Genomic DNA, 20,743 nt, shown 5'->3' on the forward strand with positions numbered 1-20,743 from the left:
CTCGGTCTGGCCTCCACGACGACGAACGGCGTGGACACCGGATTCATCCGCGAACCGGCGGGCACCTTGAACTCCATGACGACTGGGGGGAAGTCCTACTACTACCTCACCGACGCCACGGGCAACGTCCTCGGCCTCAACGACGACACGGGCAAGCGCACCCACACCTACGCCTACGGCCCCACGGGCCTGCCCCGCGGCACCACCACCGAGGCAGTCCCCCAGCCCCACCGCTACGCGGGCACATACCTGGATCCGACCGGCCTCTACAAGATGGGCCACCGCTACTACGACCCCACCCTCGCCCGCTTCACCCAGACCGACCCCTCTGGTCAGGAGAAGAACCGCTACTTGTACGCGAGCGGCGAACCCGTCAACAACAGCGACCCTAGTGGCCTGTTCGGATGGCCGGACGTCGGAGAGGGGCTTGGAGGCTTCGCAGGAGGCGTCCTTGGTGTGGCAGCAGCTGCCACAGTCTGCTCCACGGTCGTCGGATGCGTAGCCGCCGGGGCGGTGTTGGGAGGACTTGGCACGGGGTCCGGAGCGTCCATTGGTTCGGCCCTGCTCGGCGGCAGCAACGAGGATCGTACTGATGCCTTCATGAACGGAACGCTGTGGGGAACGCTCGGGGCCAGCCCAGCTGGATCCTGGCTCGGACGTGTCCTTGGGTAGGGCGACTTACGTCAAGCCTCACGGATCAGAAAGGAGCGGGCCATGAGCCGAGATCGGTCGAGCCTGCGTCGTCGTTGGCGCGGCACGCTCGCCCTGGGTGCCTTTGGGGCCATTGTCGCGGGGCCGCTGGAATTCTTGGACTCCGGAGCGAGCTGGGACGTCCTTTTCGCACTGCTGGTCGGTGCTGCGGCCGGAAGTGTCGTGGGCTTCCTGTTTCCTTCCTTGCTGAGTTTTCGCCAGGGAAAGCGCGCGACGGTTCCGCCCCCCGCTCCGCCACCACCGGGGCCACCGCGGCTGCCAGAAGGAAAGTAGGGCCCGCGATTCCCCCTCATGCCTTGGTGCTGGCAGGGCGAGGCCCCGTCAGCACCAAGGCTCCCACTGAAAGACCAAAGCGTTTATCGTCGCGGTGGCCATGAACCTTGTGGCTGCCACATGGCATACCGAAGGTGCAACGTGGAGAACAGCGCGCCTCATCGTCAGCGTGCTCTTCCTGGCGGCTTTGGCCAACGACCTCCCTCCTCGCGTCATGCGCTGACAGCGCTCACGAGCAGAGCGGGGAACGGACGGCCTCTGATCTAACGGTGACTTCAGGTCACAGCCCCCCTGGCCCCGGCCACATGCAGGTGAGGCCGGGGCTTTGCCGGCGTTCTACGGTCCCGTAACTCCGAGCGCAAGAAGCTGATTTCGGCCTGGTCTCACCACACGGCGCTCGGTCTGGCCTCCACGACGACGAACGGCGTGGACACCGGATTCATCCGCGAACCGGCGGGCACCTTGAACTCCATGACGACTGGGGGGAAGTCCTACTACTACCTCACCGACGCCACGGGCAACGTCCTCGGCCTCACCGACGACACGGGCAAGCGCACCCACACCTACGCCTACGGCCCCACGGGCCTGCCCCGCGGCACCACCACCGAGGCAGTCCCCCAGCCCCACCGTACGCGGGCACGTACCTGGATCCGACCGGCCTCTACAAGATGGGCCACCGCTACTACGACCCCACCCTCGCCCGCTTCACCCAACCCGACCCGTCGGGGCAGGAAACCAACCCCTACCTCTACGCCGCCGGCGACTTCATCAACAACAGCGACCCCACGGGCCTGTACTCAGTTCGCTGATGCGGTGGGTGTTGTCGCTGGCACAGTGGCCGGCGGTCTCGGTGCAGCAGCGGTGGCTGCTGCGCGTATCGGTACTGCTGGCGCCGCGTGTGTCGGCACTGCCGTAGTCACCGGGGCGCTCTGGGGCGCAGGGGGCGGCGCCGCTGGCGCCACCATTGCGGGCGGAACGCAGGCGGAGCGAGAGAACGGCATGTGGGGTGGCCTGATCGGTGGAGCGGTCGGAAGCTTCTTCTGAGGAGAAACGTGTGAAACAGAGGAGTCCTAACACTCTGGCAGTCATTGGCAGTTGTGCTGCTCTCACCTGCCTTGTGGGAGTGGTTGCCACTGCGGCTGGACTTTTCGACTGGCCGATCTGGCAGTCCGCCGTTCTGTTCGCTGCGGTCGGCCTTGTTGCGGGAGGACTCGCCGTAGCCCGGAGAAAGTCAGTGTCCGGAAGCGGCGAGGATACGCGTTGACATCACCGGCCAGTGACAGGTTGTACGGGCTCTACGACGTGAACTGAAACAACAGCAGCTACCGCAAAGCGTGAGGGCTGGACGCCAGGCGATTACCCGGCATCCAGCCCTCACGGGGTGCACGAAGACAGCCCCCAGCCCCACCGCTACACCGGCGCCTACCTCGACCCCACGGGCCTCTACAAGATGGGCCACCGCTACTACGACCCCACCCTCGCCGCTTCACCCGACCCGACCCCTCCGGCCAGGAGACCAACCCCTACCTTTACGCCGATGGTGACCCCATCAACAACATCGATCCCACCGGCCTGTTCGACCTCGGGGGCACGCTGGCAGCCGCAGGTGCCAGCATCGCTGCCACCTGGCCGTCACGCTAGTAGCGGGACCAGTGGCCGGCGCAGCGGCAGGAACGCCGCCCTCGGCTCCATCGACTTCACCGATCCGGAAGGGCTCAGAGGCAGCTCACATGGCGTGAAGGCCCCCGGCCGCCCTGTCCTGTGAGGCGGCGGGCAGCACTGTGTGGTTCCTCTCACTTACTGGACACTCGCAAGACCCCCCTGTGAAGATTCGCTGTCTTTCTGTGAGATTGATGGGGGATAAGTGAAGAGACCTACCAGACCCGGGAGTTCGAGAACTCTCGGGGTCAGCGCCTGCCTGATCGCAGGCATGCTGGCCGCAGGGCTGGGTGCCCCGGCACATCCCGCCGGTGCCACGGGATCGGCTGACACATCGCTGACGGCGTCGGGGGACGGCAGCGACGATGCGGCAGTCGGCGCGGCTCGCGTCCGGGCCGCAGCGCTTGGCAAGAGGGTGGAAGTGCCCGCCTTGCGCACGGAGAGTTCGACCGTCTACGTCAACCCCGACGGTTCGGTGACCGAGGAATCATCCACCGGCCCGATCAGGGTCAAGGACGAAAAAGGCGCCTGGCGAGACGTGGACACCACGCTCGTGCTGCGTGACGGTGTGGTCCAGCCCAAGCACGCCGCTGCGGACATCACGATCTCCGCCGGCGGCTCCGGCCCTCTCGCCCGGGTGAGTGAGGACGGCAAGAGCCTGGGCATCGGCTGGCAAGGAGAGCTTCCCGAGCCCGTCCTCCAGGGCAACACCGCGACCTACGAGAACGTACAGCCGGGCGCCGACCTGGTGGTGTCCGCGCTGCCTGAGGGCTTCTCGCACCTCCTGGTGCTCAAGGAGCGCCCCACGGAGCAGGTGGAGCTGCGCATACCCGTGGCGGCCGAGGGCGTGAAGCTCCGTCAGACCAGTGACGAGCGCTTGCTCTGGGAGGGCAAGGACGGCGGGGACGTGGCCACCGCACCCGTTCCTGTCATGTGGGGAGCGGAGGAGCACGCCGGTTCGCGGGAACCGGAGGACGTCTCCGATGTCGCCGTGGCGGTAGAAGGCAGCGGGGACCGGCAGACTCTGGTGCTCAAGCCCGCCGAGTCGTTCCTCCAGGATCCGGACCTGCAGTATCCGGTGACAGTGGACCCGACCAACACGCTGCTCGGTCCGCTCACGGACACCTGGGTGCAGGACGCGGCATACCCGTCGTCCCAGCGCGGCTCCACCGAGCTCAAGGCCGGCACGTACGACGGGAAGGAGAAGGCGCGCTCCTACCTCAAGTTCAGTACGGACCGGTTCCGTGGCAAGCGGATCCTCGACGCCGATCTGCGGCTGTTCTCCCACTGGTCGTCCTCCTGTTCTACGGACAACGCCGGGGTCCAGGTGCGGCGGGTGACCTCCGACTGGGATCCTTCGGCGATCTCCTGGTCGGCCCAGCCCAGCACGACGACCACGGCGGCCCCCGTGTCGAAGGCGGCGAAGGGCTACAGCGCGAGCTGCCCGGCCGGCCATGTGTCGTGGGATGTCTCAGGCATCGTTCAGGCGTGGGCGGACGGTCAGTCCGACTACGGGGTCCGTCTGGCTGCCGTCGACGAGACGGATCCGCTCACCTGGCGGCGATACCGGTCCGCCAACTACGTGGACGGCTCGCACGACTCCGCGACCGAGCCCTCGCTGATCGTCACCTACAACGCGGCCCCGGTCGTGCCCGCGCAGCTGGGTGTGACCCCGCGCAAGTCGGAGTCCCCGCTGACGATCGGTTCGCTCACCCCGACTCTGCAGGCGAAGGTCGACGACAGCGACGCGGGCTCTGCGCTGACCACCGAGTTCCAGGTGCAGCCTGACCCGGCCTACGCCGACACCACCTACACGTGGACCGGAAAGACGGTGGAGTTCACACCGGGCACCGTCGCCACGACGCAGATTCCGACCGCCTCGGCCGTGCCGGACGGCAGCCATCTGAGAGTGCGGGCACGCACCAGTGACGGTATCGACACGTCGGCGTGGTCCGGCTGGACGACGTTCCTCGTCGATGCGAGCGCCGTGCAGCCCGCCGACCTGCCCGTTCGGCTTCAGGCCGGGGCGACCGACACCGCCTCCCCTGTGGTGACCGGTGTCGTCGGTTCGCCCAACGGCGGCATGGTCGAAGCGCAGTTCCGGCTCGGCACCGCGAGCGGAACCCAGCTCCTGGGCACTCAGCTCGTGCCCAACGGTGAACGGGCCGGTTTCCAGATCCCCGCCGACAAGCTCACCGGGACCGGCCCGTTCGACTGGTCGATGAGGGCCTGCTTCGAGGGCAAGTGCTCCGCGTGGACGGAGAAGTCGGCGTTTTCCGCGGGGTCCGGCACGCCGCCCGCCGAGACGGCCGCGTCCACGTCGGTGAGTGTTCCGCTCACCAAGGCCACCGTCTGCACCGACACGGCCGACTGTGTCGGCCAAACGGCTACGGCCCTGAAGGTCGGCAGCGTCTCCGGCAAGAACTGGCGAAGCCATCTGAAGGCCGATCTGTCGAAGGTCCCGGCCGGGGCCCGCATCACCAACGCCACGCTGCAACTGCAGTCCACCGCGACCACACCGGACCTCGCGGTGCACGCGCTCAACGCCACCTGGGCCACCAGTGGGACCGGGGCAGAGCTGGACAGTGCCACCGCTCCAGGCGTCAACCTGGAGGCCACCGCGCCCTGGAAGATCGACGTCACCGGCCTGGTCACCGGGTGGACCGACGGTGCGAACGCCAACCACGGTCTCGTCCTGCGCAAGGCTGAAGGCGCGGCCGGCACGGCGGGCATCAGCTTCACCTCGGCCGCGCTCACCATCGAGTACGGTCCGGCCACGGCACCCTCACCGCCCAGGGACCTGCGCGTCCAGCCCGGCGACCAAGGCGCAGTGGTGACCTGGAATCCGAGCCGGGACAGCGGTTACAACGACACGGAACTCACCTACGAGGTGTCCGCGATCGACTCCTCCGGTGCCGTGGCGGCCACGCGCAGCACGAGCGGCACGGACGCCGTGATCACCGGTCTCAGCAACGACACTCCCTACACCTTCCGGGTCAAGGCATCGAGCCCGTACGGCACCAGCACCACGGTGACCAGCGATGCCGCCACGCCGGTGAAGGCCCCGCTGAGCACCGCCACCTACACCGCGGCGCTCGACGAGTACCTCAAGGCCGTCGCCGATCTGACCACGGGTGCGCACAGCACGGCCGAGGCCGCGACGCAGGGCAAGCCGCATGCCGCGAAGTACTCCTGGTTGCTGAAGGCCGAGGAGTTCTGGCTGCGCGACACCCGTAAGTCCCTGGAGGCCGACGGACTCGTCTACACGGCCATGACGTCGACGCTGTCGGATGTCCTGGTCCTCCCCTCCTCCGACGGATCGGTGGCCGTCCGGGCCACCGTGAACGAGCAGCGGACGCTCGCCGACAGCCCCGAGGAACCGGAGACCAACGAAACGGCCCTCCTCTACACGTTCTCCGGACAGGAGACGCCCGTACTGCGCGCCAAGCTCAACGCGCAGCAGTACGAGCAGCGACTGTCCAAGGGGGACGACGCCTTGGGAACCGTGACGTACGGCAGCGTGGAGAGCGATGTCTCGCCCACCGCGCTCACGCGACAGGTCCCCGACAGCCCTGCCGCGCTCGGTATGGCAACGACGCAGTTCGAAGCCTTCGGCAGCATCAGCCGCAGCGGCACGTCCGAGTGGGCGAAGAAGCACTGGAACTCCCGGCACGAATACAGCCAGGACTGCACCAACTTCGTCTCCAAGGCGCTGTATCACGGCGGGGGCATGCGCATGAAGGGCGTGAGCAAGGACAGGAAGAGCACAAACAACTGGTGGCGTACGAAGCACTCGTCGCCACCGCACTCCGGGGGCGGGTTCTACTATCTGTGGTCCCACACGTGGACGGTCGCCGACAAGATGGAGACCTTCCTCTCCAAGCACAGCGCCGGCATCGTGAACACCGAGTCGAAGCAGAAGGAGGCCAAGGTCGGTGACGTGGTCTTCTTCAACTGGGGTGGCCGGGGCGGCTGGGACCACGCCGGCGTCGTCACCAAGATGAAGAGCGGCAAGGCATACGTGAGCGCCCACAACAACAATCGTCTGAACCAGCGTCTCGACACCTACGTCAATAGCCAGAGGGGCACGTGGGCGAACATCCACCGAGTCATTCCGGAGTGGTACTGATGCCCCGGACTGCGAAGGCGCGGTGGCTCATCGCCGTGGTCGTCGCTCTCTGCGTGGTGGTGGGTGCTCTGGTCTGGTGGTCGAAGCGCGATGCGGCACCGTACGCCTTGCGGGACACCCCCGAGGTGCACCTGACGGTCCGGGCCGCGACGTCGACCTATCCCGAGGCCGAGGAGGTCGCGCGCGAGGCCGAGCTGGTGCTCAAGGTCTATGTCCAGCGCCTACGCGACGGTGACGCCGAGGACCTGGCTGACCTCGGTGCTCCGTGGTACACGGGCCGGGAGGCGGCCGCGCGGGGGCTGATCTCCAAGTTCGGCGCCCAGGCCGGTCAGTCGGTCGAGGCCGTGGTCGCGGACCCCGTCACGCCGGGTCTGGCCAGTGTCGAACTTCGCTACGGAAGCGAAAGCCGCCAGACACTCGACCTCACCCGCGACGACGGAGTGTGGTGGCTGGCCATCGGGAACGGCGACCCGGTGAATCCGTAGGGACAGCGGGCGCTCGGCTGGGGCATCTCAGCCGAGCGCCCGCTGTGCCACCTGTCGGTCATACGGCAGGTGCCGTCTTGAGGGACGTGACGAAGGACGTCCAGGCCGGGGCCGTGATGGTGAGGACCGGGCCGTGGGGGGCCTTGGAGTCACGGACGGGGACGACGGCGGTGTGGGAGTCACAGACTTCGAGGCAGTCGCCGCCCGTTCCATTGCTGTAGGTGCTCTTACGCCAGCGGGCTGCGCCGGGGAAGGCCTCAGCTACCTCGACGCAGTTGCCGCCACTGCCGTTGCTGTACGTGCTCTTGCGCCAGACGGCTGTACGCAAGTCAATTCCGTTGCTCGCCATTTCCGCCATCCTCAGCCGCTTGCTCGATCAGGGCGAGGGACGCCTCCCGAGGTAGCGCGGCGGCCCTGAGCAAATCGTACGACCTTCGGTAATCCTTAACGAGGCCCGGATCGTCGATGGTGTCTCCACTGTGCAGCGCCTCCGTGTACACCAGCGGTGGCGCGTCAGAGAACGTCATGATCATCGCAGTGCCGAGCATGAACGGGTGCGCTCCGCAGTTCCACGGAAGAATCTGGGGAACGATCCGGTGCCGTCGTGCCAAACCGCCGATGTGCTGCCACTGTTCGGATGCCTGGCTGGGCGGGACGATCGACTGGCGGAGCAGGGACTCTGACAGGATAGCCCAGTACACCGGCGTCTTGTGGTTCTCTTCGAAGAGACGGGCCCGTGCCAGTCGGGCAGTGACCTTTTCCTCTACCTCCTCATCCGGAGCGAGTGGGTGCGTTGCCCGCACCACCGCTCGCGCATACGCCTCCGTCTGCAACAACCCCGGCACCAGCGTCGGACACCACTCCTCGATGGTCTCCGCGTGCTGCTCCGCCTCCAGCACCCGCTCGAAGTAGCTCGCGTGCCCCCGCCGCTTCGCCCGTCGCACGTCCTCGCACCGCCGCCTGAAGAAGCCGTCCGTGCCGAGCATCCTGTCGACGTGCTCGGCGAGTTCCGCCGGCATCCGGCGGGTGCCCCGCTCGATCTCGCTGAGGTGGCTCGGGCCGTAGAAGCTGCCCTCGACCAACTGCTGGAGCGTCAGGCCCGCTTCCTCCCGCTTCCAGCGCAGCTCGCTGCCGTAAAACGTCGGGACGCCCGTCGAACCGTCGATGTCCTTGCGTTGCCCCATCGTTCACCGTCCTTGGTGTGCCGTTACCGCCCGCTACCAGCCCCTTCACCACGCAGCCGCAGTTCAGGAGCGGGAGAGCGAAGGGCTGTCACGCTACGGCGGGCGGCGGCAGAGTGTGAGGGGTTCGTCACACAGCGCACTGGAAGGTGTGAACCCCCATGCACAGCCCCGCCGAAGCCGACGCCTGCGTCGAGGAGTTGCGAGCCGCGCTCGCCGCACACGGCATCACCCTGCCGTCCCTCCGGCTCGATCTCCCGGCCCTCGCGTCCCGGCCCGCGCGGCCGCTGATCACGCTCGGCGCCTGCAATCTCCTCACCGCGCAGGCCCTGGCCGCAGCTCTCCGGCAGCGTGCCGCGTGATGCCGCCGGTGACGACGCTGGAGTTGCTCGCGACCCCGGCCGGGGTGTCCGGCGTGCGGCGGGCGCTGCGCCCGTACGGGACCGACGCGCAGCTGTGCGCGAGCGAGCTCGTCACGAACGTGGTCCGGCACGTCGGGGAGGCCGTCCCCGTCACGGTGCGGGTGTGGCGCGAGGAAGGCGGTCGGATCCGGTTGGGGGTCAGCGATCCCGACCCCCGGGTGTTGCCCGTTCTGGTCGCGGACATCGGCACCGAAGCCGAGTCGGGGCGCGGGCTGGCACTGGTGGACGCACTGGCCGTGCGGTGGGGTGTGGAGCAGGAGGCGGGGCGCAAGACCGTGTGGTGCGAGCTGTTCACCGAAACCGACGCCGACGCCGACATCGATACCCGCACCCCGAAAACGCCCGAGCGCCCCGGTCGACGTAAGCCGTCGGCCGGAGCGCTCGGTCATTCATCGGCACGTTCGTGAGCCCGCCTGGGGGCCGCGCCGAAGCGGGCGGGAGGGGGCCGGTCGCCGCTGGGTTTCCGTCGGGGCGGACGGAGGACGCGGTGACCGGCCCCGAACCCCGCACGCCGTTGTGCGGGTCCCGCCAGTCGGTTCCGCGGCCGGCCGTGACGATGTTGCTGGTCAGGGCTCTCTCGGTTCCGGCCGGCCGCGGAGTTCGGGGGTGGGTCTCAGCCCAGGCGCTGCACCAGCGCGCGGTACTGGTCCCACAGCTCCTTCGGCGTGTGGTCGCCGAAGGTGTTGAGGTGCTCGGGGACGAGGGCGGCCTCCTCGCGCCAGACTTCCTTGTCGACCGTGAGCAGGAAGTCCAGGTCGGACTCGGCCAGGTCCAGGCCGTCGGTGTCGAGGGCCTCCTTGGTCGGCAGGATGCCGATGGGGGTCTCGACGCCCTCGGCCTTGCCCTCAAGGCGCTCCACGATCCACTTCAGGACGCGGCTGTTCTCACCGAAGCCGGGCCAGACGAACTTGCCCTCGTCGTCCTTGCGGAACCAGTTGACGTAGTAGATCTTCGGCAGCTTGGACTGGTCCTTGTCCTTGGCCACGTCGACCCAGTGGGCCATGTAGTCGCCCATGTTGTAGCCGCAGAACGGCAGCATCGCGAACGGGTCGCGGCGCAGCTCGCCGACCTTGCCCTCGGCGGCGGCGGTCTTCTCGGAGGCCACGTTGGCGCCGAGGAACACACCGTGGTTCCAGTCGAAGGACTCCGTCACCAGCGGCACGGCGGTGGCGCGGCGGCCGCCGAAGAGGATCGCCGAGATCGGCACGCCCTTGGGGTCCTCCCACTCCGGCGCGATGATCGGGCACTGGGAGGCCGGGACGGTGAAGCGGGCGTTGGGGTGCGCGGCCGGTACGCCCGACTCGGGCGTCCAGTCGTTGCCCTTCCAGTCCGTCAGGTGGGCCGGGGTCTCCTCCGTCATGCCCTCCCACCAGATGTCGTTGTCGTCGGTGAGGGCGACGTTGGTGAAGACGGAGTTGCCCCAGAGCGTCTTCATCGCGTTGGCGTTGGTGTGCTCGCCGGTGCCGGGGGCGACGCCGAAGAAGCCGGCCTCGGGGTTGATGGCGTAGAGGCGGCCGTCCTCGCCGAAGCGCATCCAGGCGATGTCGTCGCCGATGGTCTCGACCGTCCAGCCGGGGACGGTCGGCTCCAGCATGGCGAGGTTGGTCTTGCCGCAGGCGCTCGGGAAGGCTGCGGCGACGTACTTGGCCTCGCCGCGCGGCGGGGTCAGCTTGAGGACCAGCATGTGCTCGGCGAGCCAGCCCTCGTCACGGGCCATGACGGAGGCGATGCGCAGGGCGTAGCACTTCTTGCCGAGCAGGGCGTTGCCGCCGTAGCCCGAGCCGTAGGACCAGATCTCGCGGTCCTCGGGGAAGTGCGAGATGTACTTGGTCTGGTTGCACGGCCACGGTACGTCCGCCTGGCCGGGCTCCAGCGGGGCGCCCAGGGTGTGCACGGCCTTGACGAAGAAGCCGTCGGAGCCGAGCTCGTCCAGGACGGCCTGGCCCATGCGGGTCATCGTGCGCATCGAGACGGCGACGTAGGCCGAGTCCGTGATCTCCACACCGAGTGCGGACAGCGGCGAGCCGAGGGGGCCCATGCAGAAGGGTACGACGTACATGGTGCGGCCGCGCATCGAGCCGCGGAACAGGCCGCCCTGTCCCCCGGAGCCCTGGAAGATCTCCCGCATCTCGGCGGGGGCCTTCCAGTGGTTGGTCGGGCCCGCGTCCGCCTCCTTCTCGGAGCAGATGAACGTCCGGTCCTCGACGCGCGCGACGTCGGTGGGGTCGGAGGCGGCGTAGTAGGAGTGGGGGCGCTTGATCGGGTCGAGTTTGCGGAAGGTGCCCTTCTCGACGAGCTCCTCGCACAGTCGCTCGTACTCGGCCTCGGATCCGTCACACCAGACCACGTTGTCCGGCTGCGTCAGTTCAGCGATCTCGTTGACCCACGAGATCAGCCCCTGATGGGTGGTGGGGACGGGGGGAGCCGCGATATCGCGCGCCACGATTGCTCCTAAATGAGGGATTTTTTGTGATGTGGTGGAGGCCCCGTGGGGGCTGCGACCCGGATGCTTCGGTGGATCTTGGCGCTCATCCGGTGCCGACCGCACTCATTTGATCATCCGACGTGCGCGCCCATCTGTCCAGAGGAGCGCACAGGTGAGCGACGTGAGGCTCGCCACGGTTTCCGGCGGCCGCTTTACGAACACGTTGCGTTCACCTGGGATTCCGTTTGCGTCACCGCCGCGGGACCGCGCTGAGAGGATGGCCACTCTTCGCCTGCCAACTCGGAGGCATTGATACGTCACTTACGGTTCCGTAGCTACCATTCGCCCATGACTGCGTTCGTCCCCGACGCGCCCACGGACTCGGCGGCCGACGGCCACGGTCCGAAGGCGCTCTCTCTGCCGCACCCGGTGAAGCCGAAGCTGCGCGGCTGGTTGCACCTCGGCATGTTCCCCGCCGTGCTGATCGCGGGCCTGGTGCTGACCGCCCTCGCCGACTCCTCCAGAGGACGCATCGCCTGCGGGATCTTCGCTCTGACCGCATGCCTGCTGTTCGGTGTGAGCGCGCTGTACCACCGGGGCAACTGGAGCCCCCGCATGGACGGCGTCCTTCGGCGGCTGGACCACGCCAACATCTTCCTGATCATCGCGGGCACCTACACGCCGCTGACCATGCTGCTCCTGCCGGGAGCCAAGGGGCAGTGGCTGCTGTGGGGCATCTGGGCCGCTGCGGTGGGCGGCATCCTCTTCCGGGTCTTCTGGGTCGGCGCCCCGCGCTGGCTCTACACGCCCTGCTACATCGCGATGGGCTGGGCGGCCGTCTTCTACCTGCCCGACTTCATGCGGACCGGCGGCATCGCCGTCCTCGTCCTGGTCATCGTCGGCGGTCTGCTCTACAGCGCCGGCGGCGTGGTCTACGGGATCAAGCGGCCGAACCCGTCCCCGCGCTGGTTCGGCTTCCACGAGGTCTTCCACTCCCTCACCCTGGCGGCCTTCATCGCGCACTACGTGGGGATCTCGCTGGTGGCGTACCAGCACGCGTAGCCCCTCCCCCTCGCCCCTCGGGCCACGGCTTCCGGCCGTGGCCTCTCGCATGTCCGGACTGCCCCCGATGGCCGACAATGACCTCCATGACGGCCCCTCGCATCACCCCCGCCGCCCAGCCCGCACTGGGGCTCCGGGAGCGGAAGAAGATCAAGACCCGCCGGGCGATCCGCACCGCGACCTATGCGCTGATCGAGGAGCAGGGCTACGACGCCACGACGATCGAGCAGATCGCCGACCGCGCCGAGGTGTCGCCGTCGACCGTCCTCCGGTACTTCCCGGCCAAGGAGGACATCGTCGTCACCGACGAGTGGGACCCGGTGATGACGGCGGAACTGCGGGCCCGGCCGGCGGACGAGACGTGGGCCGACACCTTGCGGTACGTGATGCGCACGGCTCTCGACCTGGCCCTCTCCGAGGAGCCCGACGTGATCCGGCTGCGGACGCGGCTCGGGGTCGAGGTGCCCGCGGTCCGGGCCCGCATGCTGGAGAACGCCGCGGCCACCGGGCGGCTGCTCCGGGACGCCCTGGCGGAGCGCTCCGGGCTCGACCCCGACAGTCTGGAGCTGCGCGTCCTCACCATGTCCGTGATGGGCGGGCTGATGGAGGTCTCCCACTACTGGGCCGAGACCGGCCACCGCGACGACATCCGGGACCTCGTCGACCGCGCCCTGGATGTCCTCGAACACGGTCTGCCGGCCGGAAAACCCTGAGGCAGGCGCCCCGCGCCATGGCATCCTGACCGGGTGAACGGTCCCGAGATCCAGGTCGAGTTCGCCCCCGAGCTGCATGTCTTCGTGCCCCGGGCCCGAGCGGAGGGCACGGGCACCGTGCGGGCCGCCACCGACGGCGTCTCCAGCCTCGGCCACGTCATCGAGTCGCTGGGCGTGCCGCTGACCGAGGTCGGCGCGCTGCTCGTGGACGGCCGCGAGGTGCCCTTCGCGCACGTTCCGGTGGCCGGCGAGTCGGTGGCCGTACGGACCGTCGCGCGCCCCCAGCAGGTCCCGGGCGCTCCCCTGCGCTTCCTCCTCGACGTCCACCTCGGCACGCTGGCGCGCCGGCTGCGCCTGCTCGGCGTGGACACGGCCTACGAGTCCACCGACATCGGCGACCCGGCCCTCGCGGCGCGTTCGGCCGCCGAGCGGCGGGTGATGCTGAGCCGCGACCGGGGGTTGCTGCGGCGCCGGGAGCTGTGGGCGGGGGCGTTCGTGTACAGCACGCGGCCCGAGGAGCAGCTGCGTGACGTGCTGGAGCGGTTCCGGCCCGAGTTGCTGCCCTGGACGCGGTGCACGGCCTGCAACGGGGTGCTGCGCGAGGCGACGAAGGACGAGGTCGCCGATCAGCTGAAGCACGGGACGCATGCGACGTACGACGTGTTCGCGCAGTGCACGGCGTGTGGGCGGGCGTATTGGCGGGGGGCGCATCACGAGCAGCTGGAGGCGATCGTGGAGCAGGCGGTCGCTTTCACGAGGAGCGCGGTTGAGAATTGAGCGCGGTTGAGGGTGATCGCCGTTGAGGGTTGAGCGCCGTGGGGGACCGCGCGGCCGTCGTGGTTCGTCGCGCCGTTCCCCGCGCCCCTTGAGGGCGTGCAGGTGAAGGCGATCGAGACGCAGGCCAACGTGCTCCCGGCGGGCGCCGTTGAGGTTGAGCGCCGTGGGGGACCGCGCGGCCGTCGTGGCTGGTCGCGCAGTTCCCCGCGCCCCTTCAGGGCGTGCCGCTGAGGGCGCGCCCGTGACGGGCACTTCTAACGCCTCGCCACGTCTCCCTTGCCGCAGGCGAGTCCGTCCCTGTTCCTGTCCAGGCCCAGTGGGTCGTCCTTGCCGTTGATCTTCAGGCGGCCGTAGTCGTTGGTCTTGAGCCACTCGCAGCGTGCGGCCGTCGTCTTCTTCACCTCCGCCGGGAAGTCCGTCGGCACGCAGACGTTGATCGAGCCGTAGTGGCGGTCGCAGCCGGAGATCGTCGGGCTGACCTTCTGCGACGTCCGCTTCTTGCCGGGCTCGACCACCTTGCCCGTGGGCTCGTCCGCGAAGTCGTGGACGTGGGCCGAGGCGTCCGTCGCCCCCAGCGCCTGCGGGCCCTGGAGGTGCACCCACTTCGCCACCGAGGGCACGCCGTTCGCATCGACAGCGAAGAGCATGTACCAGCCGGGCGGAGCCAGGTTGGGGTTGCTCGTCACGTTCAGGTCGACGTTGTTGCCGTCGACCGACAGCGGCAGGTCCACGAACCGCTGGTTCGGGTCCGAGGAGTGTGTGACGGCGGCGGGGCGGATCAGCTCGGCCTTGGCGATGGGCCGGTCGACGGTGATCCGCTGGGTGTCGCCGTAGTTCCACTCGGTGTCGATGACGGAGGTGATCTGCGGGCGGGGGCCCTTGAAGAGGTACGGCGGGCTGTAGACCGACACGTCGTGGTTCCAGGAGCCGTTGCCCGGGTTGTCGCCGGTCGTCATCACCCGGCCGTCGGGGAGCAGGAACGCCGAGGAGTGGTAGCCGCGCGCCTCGGGGTCGACGGCGACCGGGTCGAAGGTCTCCGACGCGGGGTCGAAGATCGACGTCTCGTAGACCGGGTCGGCGCGGTTGTGAAGGGCGCCACCCGTCTCCAGGACCTTGCCGTCGGGCAGGAGCACCGCGGAGACGTACATCTTGCCCTGGTCACCGGTCTGCGGGACCGGGCCGTTGCCGAGGTCGACCGTGCCCTGCGGGATCGGCGGACCGGCCACGTACGACGGGTTCGGCTGCTTGAGGTCGATGATGTCGGTCAGGCGGTTGGCCTCCGGGTTGGAGTCGATGTTGCCGCCGCCGAGGGTGAGGACCTTCTGGTCCTGCGCCGGGGGCAGCAGCACGCTGGCCGACTGGTCGCGCTCGTCCTTGTTGCGCAGGCCCGGTACCTGGGTGGTGGTGTTGGCGCCGTAGTCGTAGATCGCCGAACCCGTGCCCGGGATGTTGTTGCCGAAGACATGGCTGCCCGAGTAGAAGAGGCGGCCGTCCTGCATCAGGATCATCGACGGGTACAGGCCCCAGTACGACCAGGTCTGGTTGACCTTCCACAACGGCTGCCACTGCTGCTCGGCCTCGGAGAACAGCTCGGCGGTGACCGAGCCGGTGGAGTCCTCGCGCAGGCCGCCGAAGGAGATGACGTCACCGTTGCCGAGGATCGTCGCCGACGGGTACCAGTGGCCGTCGTTCATGTCGTTGGTCTTGGAGTAGGTCTCGGTCTGCGGGTCGAAGACGTACGAGTCCTTGTAGCCCTCGTAGCCGTGACCGCCGGGCACCGGGTACGCCTTGTTGCCGCTCATCACGAGCACGCGCCCGTCCTGGAGCTGCACGTGCCCGGCGCAGAACATGTCCTTCGGCGTGGGGATGATCTTGTACGAGCCGTTCGACGGGTCGTAGACCGCCGAGGTGAAGGTGCCGGCCTCGAACATCGACTCGTCGTTGCCGGAGCCCGCGATCAGCAGCACCTTGCCGTTGTGCAGGACGACCGAGTGCATGGAGCGGACCGGGTTCTGCGTGGGCAGCACGTCCCACGTGCCGTTGGCGCACTGCTCGGCGGTGCCGGTGCACTCGGGCGGCAGGACCGGGTCGGGCACCTGGTCCATGGTGTAGTCGTCGGTGGTGGCGGAGCCCGTGCCGTAGACGGAGACACCCCAGGAGATGCGGTCGGTGCCGGCCGGGACCTCGGGCGTGCGGACGGTGGCCTCGGTCCAGTTCCCGGCCAGGTCCAGCGTCTTGAGGTCGGTCCAGTACTGCCAGCCGGCCGTCGCGTCGTGCCGGAACAGGGTGATCGCCGCGTCCGGGGTCGTCGTCTTGTACCAGAGGCCGAGGTCGTACTGCTTGCCCGGCGTCACGACCGGCGCGCACGCGGCGGACTCGGTGATCAGCGCCTTGCGGTCGCCGTCGACGCGGCGGGTGAGCTCGACCTTCATCGCCTTGGAGCCGGTGTGCGCATCGGCCGTGGTGGTGAAGGTGAAGTCGTTGTCGCCCCAGCCGGACTTCTCCCAGCAGTAGGGCATGCCGTCGGTGCCGGCGGTCTCGAAGCCGGGGTTCTTGATGAGGTTGGCGGCGGAGGCGGGATGCGGTGCGGTCAGCAGCAGCCCCGAGGTGAGGGCTGCCACGGACAGGAGTGCGGTCGTTCTGCGACGAGGTCTCACACGGCTCTCCTTGCTGTACGGCCGTCGCGCGCGGGCTTCTCCCGGCTCCGGCGCGGCAGGTAGACCAGCGCTTCGGTCCCGGCGAAGCGCAGGACGAACGTTGTCACCAGCGCGAGCGCGGTGGCGGACAGCACGCCCAGGTGGAACTGGTGCACGAACACGGCGATCAGCGGGATGCGCAGCACCAGGTCGGCGTTGGCGAGCAGCGCGAACCGCCCGGCCCGGTCCCACCAGCGACGGTGGCGGCGCCGCTCGCGGAACAGCAGGTGCTCGATGAGCAGGAAGTTCCAGGCGACGCCGAGCTGGTTGGCGAGGATCTCCGCCGGTACGTAGTGCATGCCGGCGGCGGTCAGCGCCCACAGGCCGACCAGGTTCGGCAGGAAGCCGGTCAGCCCGATCAGGCCGAACCCGACCATGCGCGCGACCGGGGAGGCGGTGCGCAGCCCGGCCAGATGACGCAGGAAGCGGAATCCTTCCTGCGCGGTCGACTTGGACTCTCCGGCGAACCGGTCCTGGAAGACGAAGGGCACCTCGGTGACCGTGCGCGGGCGGCTGCGGACGGCGAGTTCGAGGAGGATCTTGTAGCCGAGCGGTTGGAGGACCTCCGCCGTGACCGCGCTGCGGCGGATCGCGAAGAAGCCGCTCATCGGGTCGCTGATGCCGTGCAGCCGGCGCGGGAACAGTGCCTTGGTCAGCCAGGTCGCCCCGCGTGAGACGAAGACGCGGTAGCTGCCCGCGAGTCCGGCCCGGCTGCCGCCCTTGATGTACCGGGAGGCCACGACCAGCCCGGCGTTGGCCCGCTCGCCGGTGGCGACCAGGTCGGGCACCAGGGACGGCGGGTGCTGGCAGTCGCCGTCCATGACGACGATCCAGTCGGATGTGGCGGCCTTCAGCCCCTCGACGACCGCACCGCCGAGCCCGCCCACCGGCTCCTCGCGGTGCAGCACGGTCACCGGGAACGGGCAGTCCTGCGCCGCCTTCTCGATGACCTGGGGCGTGTCGTCCGTGGAGTCGTCCACGAAGAGGACCTCGCACGGCAGCCGCGCCGGGACGGCCTCGGTGATCTGGTGCAGCAACTGCCGGACGTTCGCCGACTCGTTGAACGTCGGTACGACGATGGTGACGGCGCCCGGCTCGGGAACCTCGGTGGTCTCGGTCTCGACGACCTCACCGGGGACGGTGTACTCCTGGCTCATCGCGTGCCTCCGGCGGACGTCTTGATCTGGCGGATCTCGATGCGGTCCTCGCCGGTGCCGAAGGTGGCGACCGGGTCCGAGTGCTCCATGGCGGCCTTGACGTTGGGCAGGTCGGCCGCGTCCCGCCGGACGGTCGGCGAGGCGACGACGTAGTCGAGGTCCTTCCAGCCGCGCGGCATCGTCTTCGTCACGGCCGGGTCGAGGTCGGCCTTGTAGAACCAGATGACGCCGAGGCCGGGCCGGTAGCCCTGGTGCACCAGGTCCAGCCAGAGCGCGTCGTCGACCAGCACCCGGGTGCGCTCCGGGTCCTCGACCTCCGTGGCCAGCCACTTCGACGCGGCCTTGTAGGGGGCGTTGGCATCGGTGGTGACGGCCGTGCGGGCGCCGTCGTACCAGTGCGGGACGACGTAGGCACCGGCGGCCAGGGCGAGGACGGCGGCGAGCGTGTACCGGCCCACGCTGACGTACCGTTTCTCCGCCTCGTGGCGCCAGCGGCTCAGCACCGCGTGGGCGACGGAGGCGGTGCCCCCGGCGAGGACCAGCGCGAGGAACGGCAGGGCCTGGATGACGTACATCGCGGGCAGATAGCCGTTCGGGCGCAGGGCCAGCGCGGCGAAGATCGCCACGGCCAGGGCCGGTCCGGCCAGGGCGCGGGCGGTGACCGACCAGCGCCAGGTGACAAGCAGCAGCAGCGCGCCCGCGAGGCCACCGAGGGGCAGGATCCGGTCGTAGTAGAGCCACGACTGGAGCACGCCCCAGGAGCCGGAGCCCTGGTCGAGGATGAAGCCCGAACCGGGTCTGGTCATCTGGTACTTGACGCCGTCCCAGAGGGACACGTGCCCGGCGCCCGGCATCAACTCGCCCTTGAGCAGAGCGAACAGCGGATACGAGAAGCCGATCAGGGCGCAGGCCGTGACGGCTCCGGTGAGGGCGAACTTGCGGGTGTCCCGGTGGCTGTGACGCCACATGGTGAGGAACAGCGCGGGCAGGACGACGAGCATCGTCTCCTTGGTGAGCACGGCCGTGGCGGCGGCGATGCCCGCTCCGAAGTGGTGCCAGAGGTGGCGGCTCGGGGAGGCGGCCAGGGTGAAGGCCAGCAGCGTCCACATCACCGCGAGGTTGTCGAGGAAGATCTCCCGCTGGAGCACGATCGACAGCGGCGACAGTCCGAAGAGCACCATGCCGAGCGCGGCCGCCCAGCGGGGCAGCGCCAGGCGCCGGCCCAGCACGTAGACCAGGACCGCGCTGATGCCGCTGATCACGAGCATCGCGGCGCGCATGGTGCCCACCGTCATCGACTCGGGGCTGATCAGCGCGGGGATCCAGGTCAGCACGGCGATCTGGATCCAGCCCAGCGGCGGATGGTCGTACCAGTAGGTGTAGTGGGCGAGGCCGTTGCCCTGCTGGACCGACCAGGCCTGGGCGAGATAGGTGCCCTCGTCGTCACTGAGGGCCGGGTAGTCGGCGATGTTCCAGCCCTGCACGACGAGGATCGCCACGAGGAGGGCACCGCACAGGAGCAGGTCGGGCCGGGAGGAGCGCAGCCGCCTCGGCGGCTCGACTCGTCGGTGCGTACCGGTGCGGGGCGCGGGCCCGCGCTGCGCGGGGACCTTCGCAGAGGTCACCGCGGGAAGGGTGGAGGTCACGCGGGAACGTCCTCTCGGGTCACTGCCGTCTCGTCGAGGTGCGCGCCGACATGGGTCGTCAGCTCCCAGTCGTTGCGGCCGCGCTGCTCACGCCACACGGCCCGCACGGCCGCGCCGGCCAGCAGGACCTGGTAGAAGGGGCCGCCCACGATCAGCTTCAGGTAGTGCGCGAAGCGGACGCGCAGCCCGTACTGCTTGCCGAAGTCGTGCAGTCCGACGATCTCGAAGACGAAGGTGACCAGGGCCGTGACGGCCGGCAGGAAGGTGATGAAGGCGATGGCGACGGGCACGTCCAGGAAGAGGGCGATCGCCACGTTGAGCGGGATGATCAGGCCGGTGAAGGCCTGCATGAACGGCGTCATGAGGGTGTAGCGGGCGAGGAGGCGCTGCCCGAGGGTGGGCAGTTGCTTCCAGTCCTTCTTCCGGTACACCTGGAGGAACCCCTGATTCCAGCGGGTGCGTTGCTTCAGCAGGGACATCAGCGAGCCAGGGGTCTCCTCGCGGGTCACCATGTCGGAGTCGTAGGCGACGACGACCTTCTTGCCGACGCTGGACAGGCGCACGCCCAGGTCGCAGTCCTCGGCGAGGCAGTTCGGATCCCAGCCGTCGGCTTCCCGCAGGACGTCCGTGCGGACGAAGACGGTGTTGCCGCCAAGCGGAATGAAACCTTTCTGCGCATGCAGGTGGAGCCGCGAGCGGAACCAGAAGAAGTACTCCAGGCAGTTGCGCAGGCTGTACCAGCTGGAGTGGAAGTTGATCAGCTGCACCCCGCCCTGGACGACGTCCGCGCCGGTGGTGCGGAAGGCGTGGTCGACGTGGGCGAGGAGCTCGGGGTGGACCTGGTCCTCCGCGTCGAAGACCCCGACGACGTCACCGCGGCAGTACGGCAGCGCCGTGTTCATCGCCTTCGGCTTGTTCTTCTTCTCGTGGGTGTCGACGACGACCCGGACCCGTGGGTCACGCGCGGCGGCCGTCTCGGCCACCGCGGTGGTCTCCGGGTCGTCGTGCCCGACGATCACGATGATCTCGAAGTCGGTGTGGCTCGACTCCAGCAGCCGCTGGATCGTGTGGTCCAGCACCGCCTGTTCGTGGCGCGCGGGCAGTAACAGCGAGAAGGAGACGTGCTCGTCCCCGTCCGGACTGCTGAACCGCGTGGAGGCGAGCACTTCCGGCGTGCGCCAGGCGTGCATCTGCCACCACAGGGTGAACGCCGCCATCCAGAACAGCGCAAGTGAAACGGCAGCGATGAAGACAGACGTCAGCAAGCAGATCCCCCCAGATCCCAGAACCCCCATTCGCGACGGTGGGCCGATGCGGCCTCGTCCGCCACGTCACTGTGCAGAGATTAGGGGGGAACTGTGAAGCCCGGGGGCTGTTCAGATAAAGACCATGTTTCCGTTGATACGT

The 20,743-nt window shown here is 68.8% G+C and carries 17 protein-coding genes; 10 read left to right on the forward strand and 7 right to left on the reverse strand.

Annotation, left to right across the window (positions count from 1 at the left end):
* The 5 genes from K4G64_RS06395 to K4G64_RS06415 all read left to right on the forward strand — a co-directional run.
* Positions 1-672, forward strand: a 672-nt coding sequence (locus K4G64_RS06395) for an RHS repeat-associated core domain-containing protein (RefSeq protein WP_221755036.1), incomplete at its 5' end; no start/stop codon positions are given.
* A gap of 980 nt (positions 673-1,652) precedes the next feature.
* Positions 1,653-1,793, forward strand: a complete 141-nt coding sequence (locus K4G64_RS41315; protein WP_374206370.1) for an RHS repeat-associated core domain-containing protein — start codon at positions 1,653-1,655, stop codon at positions 1,791-1,793.
* Between the two features lie 556 nt (positions 1,794-2,349).
* Complete coding sequence (locus tag K4G64_RS06405; RefSeq protein ID WP_308122261.1) at positions 2,350-2,625, forward strand: RHS repeat-associated core domain-containing protein; 276 nt, start codon at positions 2,350-2,352, stop codon at positions 2,623-2,625.
* 448 nt (positions 2,626-3,073) lie between these two features.
* Positions 3,074-6,772 (forward strand): DNRLRE domain-containing protein, encoded by a 3,699-nt coding sequence (locus tag K4G64_RS06410; RefSeq protein ID WP_221755037.1) that lies wholly within the window; start codon positions 3,074-3,076, stop codon positions 6,770-6,772.
* Complete coding sequence (locus K4G64_RS06415; RefSeq protein ID WP_221755038.1) at positions 6,772-7,257, forward strand: hypothetical protein; 486 nt, start codon at positions 6,772-6,774, stop codon at positions 7,255-7,257. The genes K4G64_RS06410 and K4G64_RS06415 overlap by 1 nt, the downstream gene beginning before the upstream one ends.
* A 58-nt stretch (positions 7,258-7,315) precedes the next feature.
* Here K4G64_RS06415 and K4G64_RS06420 read toward each other — a convergent pair whose 3' ends face one another.
* Positions 7,316-7,585: a DUF397 domain-containing protein gene (locus K4G64_RS06420; protein ID WP_374206371.1), complete on the reverse strand. Its 270-nt coding sequence runs from the start codon at positions 7,583-7,585 to the stop codon at positions 7,316-7,318.
* A gap of 1 nt (position 7,586) precedes the next feature.
* A complete protein-coding gene (locus K4G64_RS06425; RefSeq protein ID WP_221755040.1) occupies positions 7,587-8,441 on the reverse strand; it encodes a helix-turn-helix transcriptional regulator in 855 nt (284 codons plus the stop codon).
* 158 nt (positions 8,442-8,599) lie between these two features.
* Between K4G64_RS06425 and K4G64_RS06430 the strand changes: the two genes are divergently transcribed.
* Together K4G64_RS06430 and K4G64_RS06435 are read left to right on the forward strand one after the other, a co-directional pair.
* Complete coding sequence (locus K4G64_RS06430) at positions 8,600-8,800, forward strand: hypothetical protein (RefSeq protein ID WP_221755041.1); 201 nt, start codon at positions 8,600-8,602, stop codon at positions 8,798-8,800.
* A complete protein-coding gene (locus K4G64_RS06435; RefSeq protein WP_221755042.1) occupies positions 8,800-9,267 on the forward strand; it encodes an ATP-binding protein in 468 nt (155 codons plus the stop codon). The genes K4G64_RS06430 and K4G64_RS06435 overlap by 1 nt, the downstream gene beginning before the upstream one ends.
* 206 nt (positions 9,268-9,473) lie before the next feature.
* Here K4G64_RS06435 and K4G64_RS06440 read toward each other — a convergent pair whose 3' ends face one another.
* Positions 9,474-11,303 (reverse strand): phosphoenolpyruvate carboxykinase (GTP), encoded by a 1,830-nt coding sequence (locus K4G64_RS06440; protein ID WP_221755043.1) that lies wholly within the window; start codon positions 11,301-11,303, stop codon positions 9,474-9,476.
* Between the two features lie 330 nt (positions 11,304-11,633).
* Here K4G64_RS06440 and K4G64_RS06445 point away from each other — a divergent pair, with 330 nt between their 5' ends.
* From K4G64_RS06445 to K4G64_RS06455, 3 genes are all read left to right on the forward strand, one after another.
* Positions 11,634-12,347 carry a hemolysin III family protein gene (locus K4G64_RS06445; RefSeq protein ID WP_185012584.1) on the forward strand — a complete coding sequence of 238 codons (714 nt, stop codon included), beginning with the start codon at positions 11,634-11,636 and terminating at the stop codon, positions 12,345-12,347.
* Between the two features lie 77 nt (positions 12,348-12,424).
* On the forward strand, positions 12,425-13,060 hold the full coding sequence (locus K4G64_RS06450) for a TetR/AcrR family transcriptional regulator (RefSeq protein WP_221755044.1): 636 nt from the start codon (positions 12,425-12,427) through the stop codon (positions 13,058-13,060).
* A 33-nt stretch (positions 13,061-13,093) separates the two neighbouring features.
* Positions 13,094-13,837, forward strand: a complete 744-nt coding sequence (locus K4G64_RS06455; RefSeq protein WP_221755045.1) for a Mut7-C ubiquitin/RNAse domain-containing protein — start codon at positions 13,094-13,096, stop codon at positions 13,835-13,837.
* A 254-nt stretch (positions 13,838-14,091) separates the two neighbouring features.
* On the opposite strand, the gene K4G64_RS06460 is transcribed toward K4G64_RS06455, so the two are convergent.
* The 4 genes from K4G64_RS06460 to K4G64_RS06475 are packed head-to-tail and all read right to left on the reverse strand — an operon-like array spanning position 14,092 to position 20,601.
* Positions 14,092-16,494: a galactose oxidase-like domain-containing protein gene (locus K4G64_RS06460; protein ID WP_221755046.1), complete on the reverse strand. Its 2,403-nt coding sequence runs from the start codon at positions 16,492-16,494 to the stop codon at positions 14,092-14,094.
* Positions 16,491-17,690, reverse strand: a complete 1,200-nt coding sequence (locus tag K4G64_RS06465; RefSeq protein WP_221755047.1) for a glycosyltransferase family 2 protein — start codon at positions 17,688-17,690, stop codon at positions 16,491-16,493. The genes K4G64_RS06460 and K4G64_RS06465 overlap by 4 nt, the downstream gene beginning before the upstream one ends.
* Positions 17,687-19,336, reverse strand: coding sequence for a glycosyltransferase family 39 protein (locus K4G64_RS06470; protein ID WP_221755048.1), 1,650 nt, complete (start codon positions 19,334-19,336; stop codon positions 17,687-17,689). Before K4G64_RS06470 ends, K4G64_RS06465 begins: the two co-directional genes overlap by 4 nt.
* Complete coding sequence (locus K4G64_RS06475) at positions 19,333-20,601, reverse strand: glycosyltransferase (protein ID WP_221755049.1); 1,269 nt, start codon at positions 20,599-20,601, stop codon at positions 19,333-19,335. The genes K4G64_RS06470 and K4G64_RS06475 overlap by 4 nt, the downstream gene beginning before the upstream one ends.
* Positions 20,602-20,743 lie beyond the last annotated feature (142 nt).

It is taken from the genome of Streptomyces sp. WAC04114 (genome assembly GCF_019733245.1).
Lineage (GTDB): Bacteria > Actinomycetota > Actinomycetes > Streptomycetales > Streptomycetaceae > Streptomyces > Streptomyces massasporeus_A.

Excerpts from the sequence above, each read along its gene's own strand:
- K4G64_RS41315 (WP_374206370.1), top strand. The coding sequence starts at position 1,653 with ATGGGCCACCGCTACTACGACCCCACCCTCGCCCGCTTCACCCAACCC.
- K4G64_RS06415 (WP_221755038.1), top strand. The coding sequence starts at position 6,772 with ATGCCCCGGACTGCGAAGGCGCGGTGGCTCATCGCCGTGGTCGTCGCT.
- K4G64_RS06425 (WP_221755040.1), bottom strand. The coding sequence starts at position 8,441 with ATGGGGCAACGCAAGGACATCGACGGTTCGACGGGCGTCCCGACGTTT.
- K4G64_RS06430 (WP_221755041.1), top strand. The coding sequence starts at position 8,600 with ATGCACAGCCCCGCCGAAGCCGACGCCTGCGTCGAGGAGTTGCGAGCC.
- K4G64_RS06435 (WP_221755042.1), top strand. The coding sequence starts at position 8,800 with ATGCCGCCGGTGACGACGCTGGAGTTGCTCGCGACCCCGGCCGGGGTG.
- K4G64_RS06445 (WP_185012584.1), top strand. The coding sequence starts at position 11,634 with ATGACTGCGTTCGTCCCCGACGCGCCCACGGACTCGGCGGCCGACGGC.
- K4G64_RS06450 (WP_221755044.1), top strand. The coding sequence starts at position 12,425 with ATGACCTCCATGACGGCCCCTCGCATCACCCCCGCCGCCCAGCCCGCA.
- K4G64_RS06465 (WP_221755047.1), bottom strand. The coding sequence starts at position 17,690 with ATGAGCCAGGAGTACACCGTCCCCGGTGAGGTCGTCGAGACCGAGACC.